The organism is Nonomuraea sp. NPDC049028, assembly GCF_043197735.1.
Lineage (GTDB): Bacteria > Actinomycetota > Actinomycetes > Streptosporangiales > Streptosporangiaceae > Nonomuraea.
In genome coordinates, this window is record NZ_JBICTR010000016.1 from 286,213 (window position 1) to 303,554 (window position 17,342).

Below are 17,342 nucleotides of genomic sequence, written 5' to 3' on the forward strand. Positions count from 1 at the left end.
CACGGACCATCACACGGATTGAGGCGGTCGCGTGACGAACCACCCAGGAAACCCTTGGCCCTAGGCGGCGCGACGGGACACCCGACGGCCTAACGACTGCATCGGCTTCTCGACGAAGCGGTAAGCCAGGGCGCTGGCCAGCAGGACCAGCACCATGGCCAAGGTAGCCATCCCGAGCTGCAGCGGCAGCGGCGACCGCCGCAGATCCCCGCTCACCTCCACGAAGAACTTCAGCAGCGGATGATGCACCAAATACAGCGAGTAGCTGATCAGCCCGAGCCAGGTCAGCACCCTCGGCACCCGCCGCCCCCGCAGCGCCATCCCGCCCGCGAAGGTGGCCGCCGCCAGCGCGATCGTGGTGATCCACACGTCCGGCTCGACCCACCACCATCCCGCCTCGATCGCCCAGATCGGGGCCAGCGCGACCAGTCCGGCAGTCGCCGCCACCGGCCACAGCCCGCCCGTGCCGCGTTCCCAGCGCTGGATCGCGGTCCCGGCGAACATGACGCCCAGCACGGCCACGCCCATCCACGGCACCCGGCTGCCGAGGACCAGCAGCGCCACCGCCATCAGGCCCAGCGCGCACGCCGCCGCCGTACGGAATCTGCCCGAGATCACGCACGCCAGCCCGGCGAAGAACGCGGCCCCGGAGGCGTACGCGACCCAGCCGCCCTTCAGCAGCGCCCCACCGACCAGCAGCCCGACGACCACCGAACCGGCCGCGAACAGCACCGCGAACAGCCCGCTCCGCTCATGCAGCCGGGTCACGAACAGCGCGGTGACGAGCAGGTAGAACACCATCTCGTACGAGAGCGTCCACATGGTGTCGGCCACGCCCCCGACGCCCACCACGTCGAGCAGCATCGTCGCGTGCGCCGCCACAGCCGTGCCGTCGCGGGGCACCTCCGCGCGTACCGGCACCCACCAGGCCGCCGCCAGCACCAGGGCCGCCACGGCGAGGTAGAGCGGGTAGAGACGGAAGGCGCGGCTTACCCAGAACGTCCGCACATCGCCGTGCCGCTCCAGCGACGTCGGGATGATGTAGCCGCTGACCAGGAAGAACACCAGAATGCCGTAGACGCCGAGACTGAACCAAAAGGGCCGGAGCGCCGGCAGGAACCAGGGCAGCAGGTGCTCGGCGACCACGGCGAGCGCCCCGATGCCGCGCAGGGCGTCGAGCCAGGCGAGGCGCGCGGGGGCGGGGGTCGTGGTGGGTGTGGTCGTGGCGGGGGCGATCGACACCCGCATCAACCTACCCTGACCCGGACGAGTGATGCCCCATCGTCAGCGATGGCTGGTCAGCGGGGCGTGATGGTCGGCGCCCGCGGGGCCGTGCGGGTCGGTGTGTACGGTGGCGGCGCGCAGTCTGGGCAGCTCGTGGATGAGGCGGTGTTCGGCGGCCACCGCCACGGCGTGCGCGTCCACGAGCGAGAGTTCGTGGCCCACCAGGATCTCCACCTCGGCGTGCAGCGCGTGGCCGATCCAGCGCAGCCGTACGGAGCCGACGCGTTCCACTCCCTCGACTCCGCCCAGGATGGCTTCGGCCTCGTCGACGATGGCCGGGTCGACGGCGTCCATGAGCCGGTGATAGATCTCGCGGGCGGCGTCGCGCAGCACGAAGCAGATGGCGACGGTGATGAGCAGGCCGACGATCGGGTCGGCGAGGGGGAAGCCCAGCGCGGCGCCGCCCGCGCCGATGAGCACGGCGAGCGAGGTGAAGCCGTCGGTCCTGGCGTGCAGCCCGTCGGCGACCAGCGCGGCGGAGCCGATCTCCCTGCCGACCCCGATCCGATAGCGCGCCACCCACTCGTTGCCGAGGAACCCGACCACGGCCGCCGCGGCCACCCACCCGACGGCCCGCATGTCCTGGGGGTGGAGCAACCGCGTGACCGCCTCGTACCCGGCAAGGACGGCGGAGGCGGCGATGATCAGCACGATGGCGATGCCGGCCAGGTCCTCGGCTCTGCCGTACCCGTAGGTGAAGCGGCGGGTGGCGGCCCGGCGGCCGAGCGAGAAGGCGATCGCGAGCGGTACGGCCGTGAGCGCGTCGGCGACGTTGTGCAGGGTGTCGCCGAGCAGCGCGACGGAGCCGGACATGACGACGATCACGGCCTGGACGGCGGCGGTGACCAGCAGCACACCGAACGAGACGGCCAGTACGCGCAGCCCGCGACTGCTGCCTTCCAGGGCGGCGTCGGTCTTGTCGGCGCTGTCGTGACTGTGCGGCGCGAGGGCATGCCCGGCCTTCGCCAGCAGCCCTCTGATCCCGCCGCGCCCGCGCTCGCCCTCATGCCCATGACCGTGCCCGTGTCCATGCGCAGGTTCGGGCGAAAGGCCTGAAGAGGTGGAATCGTGCTGACCGGTCATAGCACCTCATTTGCCCAACAAGTCGCGTGCTCTACCGCGCCCCCCGAGTCATCACCACCCGACGTGGTTCTTGCCGGAGACGAGCGAGCGGGCGATCACCAGCCGCTGGACGTCGTTGGTGCCCTCGCCGATGGCCATCAGCGGCGCGTCCCGGTAGAGCCGCTCGACCACGAACTCCTGCGAATAGCCATATCCGCCATGAATGCGCATCGACTCGAGCGACGCCTTCAACGCCACCTCGGAGGCGAAGTATTTGGCCATCCCCGCCTCCATGTCGACCCGCTTCCCGCTGTCGGCCTGGGAGGCCGCCCAGTAGGTCAGCAGCCGGGCCGCCTGGATCTCGGTCGCCATGTCGGCCAGCTTGAGCTGTACGGCCTGGAAGTCCGCGATGGGCTGGCCGAAGGCGTTGCGTTCACGGGCGTAGCCGAGCGCGGCGTCGTAGGCGGCCTGGGCGACGCCGACCGCGCGGGCGGCGATGTTGATCCGCCCGATCTCCAGCCCGCCGAGCACCTGCTGCATGCCGCGCCCCTCGACCCCGCCGAGCAGCGCGTCCACGGGCACGCGCACACCGTCGAGCACGACCTCGCACGTCTCGGTCCCCTTGTAGCCGAGCTTGGGCAGATCCCGGCTGACCCCGAACCCCTCGGCCGCCGGATCGACGAGCAGCACCGACATCCCCTTGTGCGCGGGCTCGGTGACGGACGTCTTCACCAGCACGGGCAACGGATCGGCGTGGCGGGCGTTGGTGATCCACGTCTTGGTGCCGGTCACGACATAGTGGTCGCCGTCGCGTACGGCCCTGGTCTGAATGCCCTGCAGATCCGTCCCGGCCCCGGGCTCGGTGAGCGCGATGCCGGTACGGCGGGCTCCGGTGGCCAGATCCGGGAGATGGCGCGACTTCTGCTCCTCGGTGCCGTGCCGAGCGATCATCCAGCAGGCCAGCGAGTGAGACCCGATGGTGCCGGCGACCCCCATCCAGCCCCGGGCGATCTCCTCGAAGACCAGGGCGAACGACACCATGTCCGCCCCGAGCCCGCCGTACTCCTCGGGCACGCTGAGGCCGAAGAGCCCCATCGCTTTCATCTTGTCGACGATCTCCGTGGGGTATCGCCCGGAGTGCTCCCACTCGATGGCGACGGGCATGATCTCTTTGTCGACGAAGGCCCGCAGGGTCTCCCGGAAGGCCCTCTGCTCGTCGCTCAGCTCGAAATCCACCGGCTCCTCCTCAGTGCTACCACGGCCGGGGCCAACGATACGCGCGCCGGAGGATCATCCCCTCGGACGGACCGTCACCGGTAGACGGCCGGCTCCTTCCGCTTGCCGGGGAACACCATGATCAGCAACTCCACGGCGCCGTCCGGAGGGTAGGGGACCTGGTAGACGCGTTCACGGCCGCGCAGGTGGACCCGGACCCGGTAGGACCCGGGGCCGCTGGTCGTCAGCTTGGGCGACGTGTTCCCCAAGCCGTCGCCGAGGGTCAGCGAGCCGGTCGGGCTCTCGTAGGCGACCTCGACCACCTCCTTCCACCCCTTGGTCTCCAGCGGCGGCCGCCGGGTATAGGACTCGGTGGTCACGCAGGCGTACCCGACCTCGTCGGCCGCCCAGATGGCCAGCGCGCCCCGTTCGCTGCCGATCAGCTCCTTGACCAGGTCAGGAGAGGCGTCTTCATATCCGTCCTCCCAGCCGTTGATGGTCCAGAACTCGGTCCACGTGGTGGCGCGGTGCTGCCGGACCGGTTTGATCTTCGGGCGGTGCGCGGGGTGCGCGGCGCAGGCCTTCTCCTCCTTGGCGACGTACGCGTCCTCTTCCTCCTGTTGCCGCCGGCCGGCCAGCTCCTGGGCCCGGGCCACCGCAGGGCACAACGATCCCAGCGCGCCGGCCAGCGCCGCGTGGGGTGCCGCGCGCACGGCGGGAGCGTTGATCTCGCCGCCGTGCTGTCCGGCCAGACGGCACAGGTCGCGGCCCTGAGTCAGGACCACCCGGTCGGGAGCCTTGTCCCAGATCTCAATGCCGTTGTTCATGAAGGGGGCGTAGCCGCGGACCTGGCACAGGAAGTCCTTTTCCGCCTTGGTCAGGTCGTGGACGGTGCCGCCCCCGAAACCGGCGCAGTCGAGCTCGCCTTCACTGCTCACTTTGCCGGGTGGGGCCGCCCGGTCCACGACCAGGAAGGTCGTCATCAGCGTCAGGGCCGCGACCGCCGTACGGGCGAAGCGCCCTCTGCGGACGTAGCCGCGGCGGGCTGGGCGCACCGCGAGCAGAACCAGGATCGGCGGCGCCAGGAAGTAGAGGTCCATGCCCGCGTTCCAGCTAAGAATCGCGGACGGACCCCACGCCTCCAGGCATCGCGGGCCCAGCGCCCCGTCGAGCGTGAACAGCAAAAGCTCTGGGAGGCGGAAGAAGAGCAACGTCACGGCGCCTGAGCGGGCGATGATCCGGCCGAGCCGGGCACGCCCGGTCCGGACGCTCAGGTAACAGCAGGCGCAGGCCACGACGATCATCGGCGCGCCGCCGAACCAGAAAAGGGGGAGAACCCTGATCAGGCGTTCCGGATATCCGATCAGGTCGTTGATCTGGTTACCCAGGCACGAACCCACCCACATCCACGCGTAGCTCCGGCCGCCGTCATCTCCGACCAGAAGCGAGCGGATCCAGAAGAAGACGTCGGGAATCAGCGTTAGTAATAACGCCGTACTCCACAGAATCCATGATCGTCGAGGCACGACACCGACATTAAGGCACCGCGAACGAAAGTCAGTTGGGGGCGGGCAGCACAGAGGACAGCTTGGAGACCACGGCCACGATGCGCGCGGCGCGTTCGAGTTCGGCGCGGTGGAAGTGCGGTCCCGCCGCGCGGGCGACGACCACGTGCAGCCCGTGCGTGGCGACCGGCAGCAGCATCAGCCGCAGGTCGTCGGCCGCCCGCGTGGCGGCCCTGAGCGGCGGCTCCAGCAGTTCGAACACCTCCGGCGCGCCCAGACTGGCATGCCGTACGACGTCACCCGCCAGCGCCATCGACCATTCGGCGCCGCACAGCCCCGGCAGCGCGTCCACCAGCGTCGCGATCCCCCGCGACGGCTCCGACGCGACGTGCATGAGCAGGTCGTAGTCGGGCGCCGAGCCCGGGAGGTCCTTGGTCGGCCAGACCCCCTCGACGCGTACGCCCGGGACGGCCGAGAGCCGGTCGCGCACCTCGTCCGGGGTCACCTTCCCCGGCCATGACACCGTGAAGTCGTCCACCGCCCGGCCCGTCTCCCGTTCCAGCACGGTGACCTGCAGAATGTCGGCACCCAACGCACCGAGTGACCGCGCGACCTGGCCCAGCCCCCCGGGCCGGTCCGGCAACGACACCCTCAGTCTGAGCAGCATGACCCGCCCCCTTTCCAGAGGCTTTCACAGTGCCCGTGGAAGGTTTCCAGCATGTTCCACGGATATGTCACGCATGCTGCACTTATATCCAAGGATGGTCCGCTAATCCGGGTTTTGGGATAAAGGTTCGCCCAGCGCCACCTGCGGAAAGCCGCAGGTGGCGCCCAAGAACGCGGAGATCAGGCGAAGACGTCCTGCTGGTATCGACCCTGCTCTTCGAGCGCGGCCAGCCACGCCTCTCCGTCCGTCCCGGTCTTGTCCCGGTGGATGGCGAGCAAGGCACGCCGTACGGCGGGCGCCATGCGCAGCCCGTCACCGCAGACGTACACATGCGCCCCGGCCTCCAGCAGCTCCCACACCGCCTCGCCCCGCGCGGCGATCGCATCCTGCACGAACCGGTACGGATGCCCGGCCACCGCCGAGTAGGCCACGGTCACGTGCACCCCGTCAGCCGACGCCCAGCCCTCCACCTCGTCCCGGTAGAGCCAGTCATGCGAAGGATGGCGGCACCCGGCGAACACCTCGGCCCGCCCGGTGGCCCCGGTCAGCGCCCGCTCCTCCAGGAACCCCCGCAGCGGCGCGAACCCGGTGCCGGGACCCACGAGGATCACCGGCGTGGCGGGGTCCTCGGGCAGCCGGAACGGCGGCGCGGGCACCCGGATGTAGCCGTAGAAGCTCTCCCCCGGAGCCAGCCCGGCCAGGTAGGCCGAGCACATCCCGCGATATTCGCCGCTGCCCGACCAGGCGGGCCCCTCCACCAGCCCGACCGTGATCCTCACCAGGCCGGGGTCGGCCAGCGGCGAGGAGGAGACGGAGTAGTAGCGCGGCCGGATCGGCCCGGCCATCTCCAGGAAGACCGGCAGCGGCAGCTCGATCGCCGGGAAGCGGTCGAGCAGCGCCAGCGGGGATACCCGCTTGGCCAGGATCTCGTCGGCGTAGTCCGTGGTCAGCGCGTCGAGCTGGCTCCGCGTCCACGGGCACGAGGTGTGCGCGGCCAGGGCCGCCAGGTCCGACCGGGTGGCCACCTCCTGCAGTTCGGCGAACTCGGTCAGCAGCAGCCCGGCCGTCACCGGCGTGTCCACGGGCAGGTGCGTGGCCCCGCCGGTGCGCAGGCGTACGACCTGCTCACGCGGGACGCGCAGGCAGCGCAGCGCCCACTCCACCAGCTCCGGGTCGTTCTTGGCGAAGGCGGCCACGTGGTCGCCCGCCGAGTAGGTCACACCCTCGGGCAGCCGCGCCACGATCGAGCGCACGCCGGGCCGCGGCGCCTCCAGCGAGAAGTCCCACAGCCCGGCCGGGTCGCCGGTCAGCTCCTCGTTGGAGACCACGGTCAGCGGGAACGCCCGCGCGGACACCACCGCGGGCCGTACCTCCGCCTCGCTGAGCACCTCCATCTGGTAGCGGGGGCCCGCGTCGGCGGCTGAGGCGCTGTACTCCTCGGCCGTCGCCGCCCACAGCTTGGCGGTCCACGCCGACACGTCGCCGTCGAAGTCGCCGTCGGCGTCGGCCTCGCCCCGCTCGATCAGGGGTACGGCACCGGCCGCCGTCAGCTTGGCGAAGGCGCGGCGGGGAAAGTCCTGGTACGTGGGCCACTGGGTGTTGCCGCAGCCCAGCAGCGCCAGCCGTACTCCCGACAGGTCGGGCAGGTCTTCCAGCGCGTCGAAGCGCTGGGCGTTGTCGGGCGCCTTTCCGTTGTAGGAGGAGGCGACCACCAGGAGCAGCCCCTCGCTCGGCGGGACCAGCTCGTCGAGGGTGGTCAGCGTGGTGGCGAAGCCGGCCCGCCCGGCGCGTTCGGCCAGCCGCTCGGCGATGTCGGCGCAGGTGCCCAGGTTGGAGCCGTAGGCGACGGTGAGCGCGACGCCGGTGACGGCGATGTCCTGCTGCTCCTCCACCTCGATCGGCTGCCCGAGCACGGTGACGCGCTCGTGGGGACGGCGCTCGCGCACCCGGACGGTGAACCCGTCGGGCTTCAGGGTGAGCGTCTGCTTGATCTTCATCTTGTAGACGGCGGGGTCGGAGACGGCGAAGCGCCGCAGGATCATCGCCAGCGCCAGCCTGGCCTCGGTGAGCGCGAACTGGCGGCCGATGCAGGCCCGTTCGCCGTTGCCGAACGGCTTGTAGGCGGCCGGGTGATGGTCACGCTTGTTCTCGGGCAGCCAGCGGTCGATGTCGAACTCGTCGGGCCGCTCCCACGCCTTCGGGTTGCGGTGCAGCGACGGCAGCAGGATGATGACCGGCGTCCCCGCCGCCAGCGCGTACTCACCGCCGAGCGTGGTGTCCGCGATGGCGTTCACGGAGAAGGCCGGGATCGGGGACCAGACCCGCAGCGTCTCCTCCAGGATCCGGGAGATCACGTCCAGCTTCATGACCGTCTCGTAGGCCGGCGGCTCGTCGCCCGGCAGCAGCCGGTCGACCTCGTCGTAGGCCCTGGCCAGGGTGTGGGGGTCGCGCAGCAGGTTGTACAGCGCGAAGGAGAGCAGGCCGCTGGTGGTCTCATGCCCGGCGATCAGGAAGGTGAGGACCTGGTCGCGGATGTTCGCGTCGGAGAGCCGGGCGCCGGTCTTGGGGTCGGACGCCTCCAGCATCAGGCCGAGCAGGTCCTTGGTGGCGGCGCCGTCCTCCGCGCGGCGCCGCCTGATCACGTCGTCGACCAGCTCGCGCATCAGCTCGATGTCGGCCCGGTAGGCGACCTCCTGCTTGCGCTTGAGCTTGGTGACGAACGGGAGCTGCTGGTTGCGCAGCATCGCCTCGGTCAGCGCGCCGCCCATCGCCGTCAGGAACGGGTGCAGCTCCGGCGAGTCGAAGGAGTCGAACCGGTAGCCGAACCCGGTCAGCGAGATCGTGTCGAGGGTGAGCCTGGTCATGTCGTCGGCCACCGGCAGATCCTGCCCCGGGCGCGCCGCCCAGGACTCCACGAGCCGGTCGGCGACCTCCAGCATCTGCGGGTAGTACGCCTTCATCGACCGCTGGCTGAAGGCCGGCATGAGGATCCGGTGCGCGTGACCCCAGACGGGCTCGTCCGGCCTGGCCGTGAACAGTCCGTCGCCGGCGAAGTCGCGGACGATCGACAAGGGCGGGTTGATCTCCTTGCGGAACCGCGTCTCGTCGCACGCCTCGGCCACCAGGTCCGGATCGTGGATCACCACGACATGACGACCGAGCAGGTCGAGCTGATAGATGCCCTCCGGGTGCGCCCGCGCGACCTCCTCGAAGTAGGTCATGGGCGAGTGCGCGGGCATCTGGAACGCGTTTCCCACGATCGGCAGCCCCCTGGGGGCGGGGATCTCTCTCATGAGCACTCCTGATCCTGGTAGCCATACACCGTATGGCTCACGCTACCATACGGTGTATGGCAGTGAGCGCGCGCAGGGGAACCCCGCTGACCCTGGAGGAGATCTACACCACGGCATTGCGCATGGTGGACGAGGTGGGCGTGGAAGGGCTGTCGATGCGCAAGCTGGCCGCCGAGCTCGACGTCAATCCGATGTCGCTCTATCACCACGTGGACAACAAGATGGCGCTGCTCACGCAGATCTGCGACACCAACGTCCAGCGCCTCGACCTCCCGCCGGACGAGACACTGCCCTGGCAGGAGCGGCTGCGCATCCTCGGGCGCGCCTATCGCCGGCTCACCACCGACCACCCGGCGATGTGGCGCTACGTGTACGCCCACCCGGAGATCACCGCCGACCGGGAGGGCGGCCTGTGGGGCGTGCTGTTCCCGATCCTGGAGGCGGCGGGCGTGCCGCAGGAGGAGCAGCGGCGCACGGCGGACGTGCTGTACGGGTTCGTGGCGGGCCTGGTGTTCGCCGAGACGGCCGGGCACATCGGCCAGGGCCAGGACACCGAGGAGGCCGACCGCACCTTCGAGGCGGCGGTCGACCTCATCATCCGCGGCCTGGGCGGCTGACCAACCGCTAGGGGCCTGGCTGATCAGCCACCGGGGGGCGTCCCACCACCGCGAGCCGGGGCCATATCACCGTGATAGGGGTCGTTTGCCATCTATGCCAATCCCTAGCAACCGCTAGCTTGACAGGCACCCCCACAAAGGAGTGCACATGCGGAGTAAGCGCTGGCCTCTCTTAGGCGCCACCATCGTGGCCGCCTGCCTGGCCACCACCCCCCTCACCCCCGCCGCGGCGTCCTCCCCGTCTCCCGTCCCCTCGGAGTCGACCCCGCCGTCCGTGATCGACTCCCTCGAGCGCGACCTCGGCCTGTCCGAGCAGCAGGTCATCACCCGGCTGGCCAACGAGCAGCGCGCGGCGGCCACGGAGGCCGCACTGACGTCCTCGCTCGGCGCCTCCTACGGCGGATCCTGGCTGACCGCCGACGCCTCCAAGCTCATGGTCGCGACGACGGACCCGGCCACCACCGGCGCCATCGAGGCGAAGGGCGCGCAACCCGTGCTCGTCTCGCGGACGCTGGCCCAGCTCACCGCGGTCAAGGATCAGATCGACCGGGCGTCGGACCAGGCCAAGGCCGGCGCGTCCCTGTGGTACATCGACGTGACCACCAACAGCGTGGTCATCGTCGCCGGGCAGCAGGCGGCCGGTGACGCCCTCGCCGCGGCCGCCGGCGTCGACCGGAACGCGATCCGCGTGACCGTCTCCGGCGAGCAGCCGCGGACCTTGATCAACATCGTCGGCGGCGCCCCCTACTACATCGGCGGCGCCCGGTGCAGCATCGGCTTCGCCGTCACCAAGGGCAGCACCCCCGGCTTCGTCTCCGCCGGGCACTGCCGGGTAGCCAACAACACCACCAACCCGACGGGCACCTTCCAGGGCGCCTCGTTCCCGGGCAACGACTACTCCTGGGTCTCGGCTCCCGGTAACACCGCTACACCGTACGTACGCGGCGCGGGCGGCGCGAACGTCACCGTCCGCGGCTCCACCGTGGCCAGCGTCGGCTCCTCCATCTGCCGCTCCGGTTCGACCACCGGCTGGCACTGCGGGACCGTCCAGCAGCTCAACGCCACCGTGAGGTACGCGGAGGGCACCGTCACCGGCCTCACCCGCACCAACGTGTGCGCCGAGCCCGGCGACTCCGGCGGCTCGTTCATCTCCGGCAGCCAGGCCCAGGGCGTCACCTCCGGCGGCTCCGGAAACTGCAGCAGCGGCGGGACGACCTACTTCCAGCCGGTCAACGAGATCCTCAGCGTGTACGGGCTGACGCTCCGTACCGGCTGATTCCCACACCCTCGCGTGCCCGGTGCCCTCGGCACCGGGCACGCTTCACGTGTGCCCGGTCACGGCCCGTACGTGACATTCCGGCCGCAGGGGATCACACTGCGCTGGTGCTGAGCCGTCCCCCCACCGAGAGGAGTCATGGTGCGAGTCGTCGTCATCGGTGCGGGGGTGGTCGGATCCGCCGTCGCGGCCGGGCTCACCCGGCGCGGCGCGCAGGTCACAGTCCTGGAGGCACGTACGCCGGGATCCGGTACGACGTCCACCTCCATGGCGTGGGTCAACGCCAACAACAAGACGCCCAAGGCGTACTTCGCCCTGAACCACGCCGCCGTGTGGGCGCACCACCAGCTCGCGGGCGACTGGTTCTTCCCCACGGGCATGCTCGAGTACGCGGTGAGCGCCGAGCACAAGGAGCTGCTGGCGGCCCGGGTGGAGCGGCTGGTCGGCCTGGGCTACCCGGTGGAGCGGGTGACCGCCCGCCGGGCTCTGGCCCTGGAACCCGACCTGGTGCCGCCGCCCACCGGCACCGAGTACGCGTTCTTCCCCGGCGAGGGATACGTCGACGCGCTGCGGCTGCTCGGGCGGCTGCTCGGCGAGGCGCGGGACCGGGGCGCCACGGTCGAGTGCGGGGCCGAGGTCACCGCCATCGACACGACGGCGGCGGGCGCGAAAGTGACGCTGGCCGACGGGCGTACGTTCGTCTGCGACGTGGTCGTCACCTGCGCCGGGCGCTGGACGCAAGGGGTCGCGGCGCTGGCCGGGTTGACCGTCCCGATGCTGGATCCGGCGGTGTCCGGTCGGGTCACCAACGGATTCCTGGTCACCACCTCGCCGGTGCCGGCGCGGCTGTCCCGGTTCCTCACCACCACCGGGCTCAACCTGCGGCCCGACGGCGGCGGGCGGCTGCTGCTGCACTCCCTGCACCTGGACGACCGGGCGAACGACCCGGCGGCCGACGTGCCGGGCGCGGTCCTGGACGAGATCATGGGGCTGCTGCCGAACGTGCTGCGGGGCACCGAGGGCGCGACGGTGGAGCGCGCCGTCGTGGGCCGCCGGGCGATGCCCGGCGACGGGCTGACCGTGGCCGGGTTCGCGGACGCGGGGCGGCGGGTGTACACGGTGGCCACGCACAGCGGAATCACGCTGGCGCCGCTGCTGATGGAGGAGGTGGCGGGCGAGCTGTTCGGGGAGGAGTCGGCGCTGCTGGCGACGTTCCGGCCGGGCCGCTTCACGGACGGCACGGCCGGGCCCGCCCCGACCCCGGCCCGCCGGCCCGGCCAGCAGTAACCCGGCCCGGAAACGGCGCTCACTCCCCGGGCCCGCGCTTCCCTTGCCCGCGCTCCCGGGCGGGTGCTCCCCAGGCGGGTGCGCCCCAGCTAGCGCTTCTCGGGTCCGGCTTCTTACCAGTGGCGGCTTGCTTACCAGCGGTCGTGGACCTGCGGGCGGATCAGCTCGTCGTAGACGGCGGTGACCGCCGCCCGGGTCTCCTCCGTGAGCGCGGGGAGCCCGGCCGCGGCGGCGTTAGCGCCAGCCTGCCGTGCGTCGCGGGCTCCGGGGATGACCACGCTGACGCCGGGCTGGTCGATGATCCACCGCAGCGCGAACTGGGCGGTCGTCATCCCCTCCGGCACCAGCGGCTTGAGCCTCGCCACGGCCCGCAGCCCGGTGTCGTAGTCGACGCCCGAGAACGTCTCACCGACGTCGAACGCCTCCCCGTGCCGGTTGTAGGCGCGGTGGTCGTCGTCGGAGAAGCGGGTGTGCTCGTCGTACCGGCCTGACAGCAGACCGCTGGCCAGCGGGACCCGGGCGATGATCCCGACCCCGGCCGCGGCGGCCGCCGGCAGCACCTCCTCCAGCGGCTTCAGCCGGAAGGCGTTGAGAATGATCTGCACGGTGGCGACGTTCGGCCGCGCGATCGCGGTCAGCGCCTCGGCGCAGGTCTCGACGCTCACGCCGTAGGCGGCGATCCTGCCCTCCTCGACCATGGTGTCGAGCGCGTCGTAGACCGCCTGGTCCGAATAGACCGGAGTCGGCGGGCAGTGGAGCTGCACCAGGTCGAGGGTGTCCACGCCGAGGTTCTTCCGGGATCGGTCGTTCCAGGCCCGGAAGTTGTCCAGGGTGTAGGCCGACACCTCCTGCGGCACCCGGCGCCCCATCTTGGTGGCCACCGTCAGGCCGGGGCGTTCCTTGATCAACTGCCCGACGATCCGCTCGCTGCGCCCGTCGCCGTACACGTCGGCGGTGTCGATGAACGTCACCCCGGCGTCGACGGCGCCGTGCAGCGTCGCCAGCGCGTCATCCTCTCCGACCGCGCCCCAGTCGGCGCCCAGCTGCCATGCCCCGAGGCCGACCACGCCGACCTGCCTGCCCGTCCTGCCCAGCTCACGCTTCTCCACAATCCCGATCGTAAGGGCACACACCCTTCCCGATAGACAAGACGCAACGGTGAGTCTAATCTACGGGCCATGGCAAACACTCTGCACTCTCCGCTGGTCCGTACCGTGCTCGACCGGCTGTTCGCCGCCGCGGCGCTCGACGACGACGCGCCTCACGGGCCGCTCCCCGGCGGTTCCCTGGAGACGGCCACCCCGCAGGAGCGCGCCGACGCCTTGGCGGCCGTGTACATGCCGGTCTCCGCTCGGGGCGGCGACCTCCTCTACACGCTGGTGCGGGCCGCCCGCCCGGAGACCGTCGTGGAGTTCGGCACCTCGTTCGGGATCTCCACGGTGTACCTGGCCGCCGCGGTCACCGACAACGGGACGGGCCGGGTGTACGGCACCGAGATGAGCGCGGCCAAGGTCGCCACCGCCCGCGCGAACCTGGACGAGGCCGGTCTCGGCGACGTGGTGACGATCCTGCCCGGCAACGCCCTGGACACCCTCGCCGACGTGCCAGGACCGATCGGCCTGGTGCTGCTGGACGGGTGGAAGGAGCTGAGCGTGCCGGTGCTCCGGCTACTGGAGCCCCGGTTGGCGCCGGGCGCGCTGGTGGTGGCCGACGACGTCACCTTCGCCTCCATGGCCGACTATCTGGACTATGTGCGCGATCCGGCCAACGGATACGTCAGCGTCGCCTTCCCGGTGGAGGACGGCATGGAGATCAGCTGCCACACCGGCGGTGCCACGACGTACAGCTGACCCGACGTACAGCCGGACGGATCGGCCGACGCTCAGGCCGGAGCATCGGCGCCTCCCAGGGCCTAGGCGCCAGCGTCCCCCGCGGCCGGAGCGCCAGCGTCTCCCGAGACCGGGGCGTCGGCGCCTCCCGAGGCCGGGCGGAGAAGGGCCCCTTCGATACCGGCAGTCAGCATGACCACCACCGACTCGAACAGCACGTCCGGCGGCTCCACCACGGCCTCCTCGCTGATCCGCCCCAGGTGTGGCCGGCCCTCGGCGGGCGGTGCCGTCGCCACGGCGGCGGGGAGCAGCCCAGCGGGTGGGCGGTCGTGCCAGGCGTCCCAGATCTCGGCGAACCCGGCCACCTGGAGCACGGTGATCGTCCAGGCCCGGTAGGCGTTCTGCGGACTCAGCCCGAGCGCGAGGAAGAAGCCCACCAGCGCGTCGTCGGCGTCGAGCAGGCCGGGGGTGGCCAGGTGGGTCAGGTTCTCGGCGTGGGCGAGCGCCAGCAGCCCGGGGTGGGCCCGGTACCAGGACCGCAGGTCGAGGCAGTAGTCGCGCAGGCTCTCGCGCCACCGCCCGGGATCCAGGCGCGGTTCGGGGCGGTCGGCGTGGCAGATCGCCAGCACCTCGCGCAGCAGGTCATCGCGGTCGCTCACGTAGTTGTACAGGGCACGCGGCGAGACCTGGAGCTCGGCGGCGACGTTGCGCATGGTCAGCTCCGTGGGACCGCCCCGGCCGAGAACGCGCAGCGCGGCGCGGGCGATCCGTTCCTTGGTCAGGGTGGGCCTGCCCATACGGACTTCGGGGCGTCGGCGGCGGGCGGGCACCGAGCCATGCTAGCCGGATCCCTTGAACTTCACACACCGTTGACTTTAAGCCGCCTCCCCCGCCACACTTAGGCGACCCTTACCAAGGAGGAAACGGCATGCGGTGGTCCCTGGTCGTCGAATACGGAGTGGGATTCGGGCTGGTGATGAGCGTGCTCTTCACCGTGGCGATCTTCGCCGGGGCGTACGTCAGCCGGGACTTCCTGCTGGACGACTACCCGCCGGCCATCCAGGAGCGTTACGCCAAACCCAAGAGCGCGCGCGGCCGCCGGGTGGCGGTCTGGGTGGGGGTGCTCTTCTGGGGATTTTGCTGCGTGCCCCTGACGGTCGCGGCGATGCTCCGCCTGCGCGCGGACCTCGGCACGGACCTGGGCTTCGGCCCGGCCGCCGTGGCCGGGGCGCTCATGTTCCTCACCCTGTCGGTGTACGACCTGGTGGTGCTCGACTGGATCGTCTTCGCCGGACTACGCCCCAGCCTGATGGTGCTACCGGGCACCGAGGGCATGCGGGAGTACAGGGACCTGCGCTTCCACGCCGTGGCGGCGCTCAAAGGCAGCCCATTGATCCTGGTCGTCGGCTTGCTGAGCGGAGGTGTTGTCGCAGGGCTGGAGGCGATCGTCTGACTGTCCTCAGATGGGCTGAGGCGTGGATGCGCGTGTGAAACGTGATCAGGACGCGGCGACGGATTCCCCTCCCCGGCTGTGGATATCATCGCTTGAAAGGGTTTTCTCGGCGGCATTCCCGAGCCACCTCCAGCGAGTCACGCAAAGGACGGCGCATGGCCAGGGGCGCGAGCGGCAGGCCGGCGACCATCACCGCCGTCGCCAAGCAGGCCGGGGTCTCCATCTCCACGGTGTCCCGGGTGATGAACGGCAACGCGCACGTGGATCCGGCGATCGCCGAGCGGGTTCGCGCCGTGGCGAGCGAGTTGCACTACTCGGCCAGCCCGCTGGCCCGTTCGCTCGTACTGGGCCGCACGCAGCGCGTCGCCATCCTGGTGCCGGACCTGGAGAATCCGACGTTCCAGAGCGTGCTGCGCGGCCTGACCCGCGCCGCCGCCAGGGACGGCTACCACGTACTGGTGGCGGACTCCCTCGAAACGGCCGATGAGGAGGGCATCCTGGCGCTGGAGACGCGCCGCTGCTGCGACGCGATCGTGCTCTGCGCGCCCAGGATGCCGGAGGACAAGCTCAGGGTCCTGCTGCCCGAGCTGGCGCCGGTCGTCCTGATCAACCGCGAGAGCCCGTACGTCCCGGCGCCGACCCTCACCGCCGACTACGAGGCGGGCATCCAGCCGCTCGCCCGGCACCTCTATCAGCTCGGGCACCGCCGGATCGCCTACCTGGAGGGCAATCCCGACAGCGTCTCCAACACCCAGCGGCGGACCGGGCTCGCCCGGTTCCGCGCCGAGCATCCCGACGCCGACGTGCTCGGCATTCCGTGCGGGGTCACGTTCGAGCGCGGGCACGCCGTGGCGGACGCGGTGCTCGCGTCGGGGGCGACCGGCGTGCTCGGGTTCAACGACCTGGTGGCGATGGGGCTGCTCAGCGCGCTGAACGAGCGGGGCGTACGGGTGCCGGAGCAGTTGTCGCTGACCGGGTTCGACGACATCCCGTTCGCGAAGTACACGACGCCGCCGCTGACCACGGCGTCGGTGCCGGTCGTCGAGCTGGGCGAGGAGGCGTGGAAGCGGCTGCACGCGCTGCTCAACGGCGACAAGCCGGACCACGACCTCAGCTTCCGTCCCCGCATCGAAGTGCGTGGCAGCACGGGTCCCGTCCCCGGCCTTTGATGCGCCGTGCCGACGGGCGTGTCCGGCCGTCAAGCGGATTGCTCAGCGGAGCCGTTCAGCTCGTTGAGGTAGTTTTGATGTGCTCCTCCACATAAATAGATGTGGAGGGTTCCTGTGCTGCTTACGCAGCAGCTCGCAGCGCGGGTGCGGGCGAGACTGTGGGACAGGATGCTTGACGCTTCACAGGCCCCGCTATCGCGGAGTCTCCACGTCCTGTGACCGCCCGTCCGGCGGCAGAGTTGTACCGATGAAGCTGGTTTCGGGCGGCGTTGGTGTCGGCGTTGCCGATCCATCCGCACGCCGGGTTCTTGCACACGAACCGCGACTGCGTCTCGCGCGATCCTTTCGTGGTGGTGTGGCAGCGGTGGCACTCCTGGCTGGTGCCGCGCGGGTCGACCGTGGCGACCAGACCGCCACGGTCGGCGGCCTTGTAGGTCAGCAACTCCACCGTCCGGCCCCACGCCTGACCCGCGATCGAGCGGTTCAGGCCCCGCTTCTGGGCGACCCCCCGCCCCGGCTTGTCCACGGTCCCGGACGCCGAGGCCATCATGGTGGTGATGTTCAGGTCTTCGACCACGATCGCGCTGAATCGCCGCGCGAGGTCGGTCGTGCTCTGATGCTGCCAGTCGACCACTCGGCGCTTGGCTGTCGCGCGGAGCCGGGCGATCTGGTCGTAGGTGCGGCG

General features: G+C 70.9%; 15 protein-coding genes. 6 read left to right on the plus strand and 9 right to left on the minus strand.

Annotated elements, in window-relative coordinates; all coding sequences use genetic code 11:
* Positions 1-60: 60 nt before the first annotated feature.
* The 6 genes from ACGFJ2_RS50740 to ACGFJ2_RS50765 all read right to left on the minus strand — a co-directional run bounded on the left by ACGFJ2_RS50740 (position 61) and on the right by ACGFJ2_RS50765 (position 9,026).
* The gene (locus tag ACGFJ2_RS50740) at positions 61-1,248 is read right to left on the minus strand and encodes an acyltransferase family protein (RefSeq protein WP_393481017.1); all 1,188 of its coding nucleotides are present in this window, start codon (positions 1,246-1,248) and stop codon (positions 61-63) included.
* A gap of 36 nt (positions 1,249-1,284) precedes the next feature.
* A complete protein-coding gene (locus ACGFJ2_RS50745) occupies positions 1,285-2,367 on the minus strand; it encodes a cation diffusion facilitator family transporter (protein WP_393481020.1) in 1,083 nt (360 codons plus the stop codon).
* A gap of 51 nt (positions 2,368-2,418) precedes the next feature.
* Complete coding sequence (locus tag ACGFJ2_RS50750; RefSeq protein ID WP_225294962.1) at positions 2,419-3,582, minus strand: acyl-CoA dehydrogenase family protein; 1,164 nt, start codon at positions 3,580-3,582, stop codon at positions 2,419-2,421.
* 74 nt (positions 3,583-3,656) lie between these two features.
* On the minus strand, positions 3,657-5,087 hold the full coding sequence (locus tag ACGFJ2_RS50755) for a hypothetical protein (protein ID WP_393481023.1): 1,431 nt from the start codon (positions 5,085-5,087) through the stop codon (positions 3,657-3,659).
* A gap of 31 nt (positions 5,088-5,118) precedes the next feature.
* Positions 5,119-5,733 (minus strand): amino acid-binding protein, encoded by a 615-nt coding sequence (locus ACGFJ2_RS50760; RefSeq protein ID WP_393481026.1) that lies wholly within the window; start codon positions 5,731-5,733, stop codon positions 5,119-5,121.
* A 179-nt stretch (positions 5,734-5,912) separates the two neighbouring features.
* Entirely contained in the window at positions 5,913-9,026 is a 3,114-nt protein-coding gene (locus tag ACGFJ2_RS50765) for a bifunctional cytochrome P450/NADPH--P450 reductase (protein WP_393481028.1), read from the minus strand.
* A gap of 56 nt (positions 9,027-9,082) precedes the next feature.
* Here ACGFJ2_RS50765 and ACGFJ2_RS50770 point away from each other — a divergent pair, with 56 nt between their 5' ends.
* The 3 genes from ACGFJ2_RS50770 to ACGFJ2_RS50780 all read left to right on the plus strand — a co-directional run bounded on the left by ACGFJ2_RS50770 (position 9,083) and on the right by ACGFJ2_RS50780 (position 12,206).
* Positions 9,083-9,643, plus strand: a complete 561-nt coding sequence (locus ACGFJ2_RS50770; RefSeq protein ID WP_357952595.1) for a WHG domain-containing protein — start codon at positions 9,083-9,085, stop codon at positions 9,641-9,643.
* A 148-nt stretch (positions 9,644-9,791) separates the two neighbouring features.
* The gene (locus ACGFJ2_RS50775; protein WP_393481031.1) at positions 9,792-10,919 is read left to right on the plus strand and encodes a S1 family peptidase; all 1,128 of its coding nucleotides are present in this window, start codon (positions 9,792-9,794) and stop codon (positions 10,917-10,919) included.
* Positions 10,920-11,057: 138 nt separating this feature from the next.
* Positions 11,058-12,206 carry an FAD-dependent oxidoreductase gene (locus ACGFJ2_RS50780; RefSeq protein ID WP_357952593.1) on the plus strand — a complete coding sequence of 383 codons (1,149 nt, stop codon included), beginning with the start codon at positions 11,058-11,060 and terminating at the stop codon, positions 12,204-12,206.
* A gap of 131 nt (positions 12,207-12,337) precedes the next feature.
* Here the strand turns inward: ACGFJ2_RS50780 and ACGFJ2_RS50785 are convergent, their stop codons facing one another.
* Positions 12,338-13,315, minus strand: a complete 978-nt coding sequence (locus ACGFJ2_RS50785; protein WP_357952592.1) for an aldo/keto reductase — start codon at positions 13,313-13,315, stop codon at positions 12,338-12,340.
* Between the two features lie 69 nt (positions 13,316-13,384).
* On the opposite strand from ACGFJ2_RS50785, the gene ACGFJ2_RS50790 reads away from it, so the two are divergent.
* Positions 13,385-14,056: an O-methyltransferase gene (locus ACGFJ2_RS50790; protein WP_393481034.1), complete on the plus strand. Its 672-nt coding sequence runs from the start codon at positions 13,385-13,387 to the stop codon at positions 14,054-14,056.
* Between the two features lie 62 nt (positions 14,057-14,118).
* Here the strand turns inward: ACGFJ2_RS50790 and ACGFJ2_RS50795 are convergent, their stop codons facing one another.
* The gene (locus ACGFJ2_RS50795; protein ID WP_393481037.1) at positions 14,119-14,865 is read right to left on the minus strand and encodes a TetR/AcrR family transcriptional regulator; all 747 of its coding nucleotides are present in this window, start codon (positions 14,863-14,865) and stop codon (positions 14,119-14,121) included.
* 98 nt (positions 14,866-14,963) lie between these two features.
* Between ACGFJ2_RS50795 and ACGFJ2_RS50800 the strand changes: the two genes are divergently transcribed.
* Together ACGFJ2_RS50800 and ACGFJ2_RS50805 are read left to right on the plus strand one after the other, a co-directional pair.
* Positions 14,964-15,488: a hypothetical protein gene (locus ACGFJ2_RS50800; RefSeq protein ID WP_393481039.1), complete on the plus strand. Its 525-nt coding sequence runs from the start codon at positions 14,964-14,966 to the stop codon at positions 15,486-15,488.
* A gap of 155 nt (positions 15,489-15,643) precedes the next feature.
* The gene (locus ACGFJ2_RS50805) at positions 15,644-16,657 is read left to right on the plus strand and encodes a LacI family DNA-binding transcriptional regulator (RefSeq protein ID WP_393481042.1); all 1,014 of its coding nucleotides are present in this window, start codon (positions 15,644-15,646) and stop codon (positions 16,655-16,657) included.
* Positions 16,658-16,778: 121 nt separating this feature from the next.
* Here the strand turns inward: ACGFJ2_RS50805 and ACGFJ2_RS50810 are convergent.
* Positions 16,779-17,342 (minus strand): RNA-guided endonuclease InsQ/TnpB family protein (locus ACGFJ2_RS50810; RefSeq protein ID WP_393481044.1); only part of this gene is annotated, 564 nt, incomplete at its 5' end.

Coding starts and splice junctions, on each gene's coding strand:
- ACGFJ2_RS50740 (WP_393481017.1), bottom strand. CDS start 1,248: ATGCGGGTGTCGATCGCCCCCGCCACGACCACACCCACCACGACCCCC.
- ACGFJ2_RS50745 (WP_393481020.1), bottom strand. CDS start 2,367: ATGACCGGTCAGCACGATTCCACCTCTTCAGGCCTTTCGCCCGAACCT.
- ACGFJ2_RS50760 (WP_393481026.1), bottom strand. CDS start 5,733: ATGCTGCTCAGACTGAGGGTGTCGTTGCCGGACCGGCCCGGGGGGCTG.
- ACGFJ2_RS50765 (WP_393481028.1), bottom strand. CDS start 9,026: ATGAGAGAGATCCCCGCCCCCAGGGGGCTGCCGATCGTGGGAAACGCG.
- ACGFJ2_RS50770 (WP_357952595.1), top strand. CDS start 9,083: ATGGCAGTGAGCGCGCGCAGGGGAACCCCGCTGACCCTGGAGGAGATC.
- ACGFJ2_RS50775 (WP_393481031.1), top strand. CDS start 9,792: ATGCGGAGTAAGCGCTGGCCTCTCTTAGGCGCCACCATCGTGGCCGCC.
- ACGFJ2_RS50780 (WP_357952593.1), top strand. CDS start 11,058: ATGGTGCGAGTCGTCGTCATCGGTGCGGGGGTGGTCGGATCCGCCGTC.
- ACGFJ2_RS50790 (WP_393481034.1), top strand. CDS start 13,385: ATGGCAAACACTCTGCACTCTCCGCTGGTCCGTACCGTGCTCGACCGG.
- ACGFJ2_RS50800 (WP_393481039.1), top strand. CDS start 14,964: ATGCGGTGGTCCCTGGTCGTCGAATACGGAGTGGGATTCGGGCTGGTG.
- ACGFJ2_RS50805 (WP_393481042.1), top strand. CDS start 15,644: ATGGCCAGGGGCGCGAGCGGCAGGCCGGCGACCATCACCGCCGTCGCC.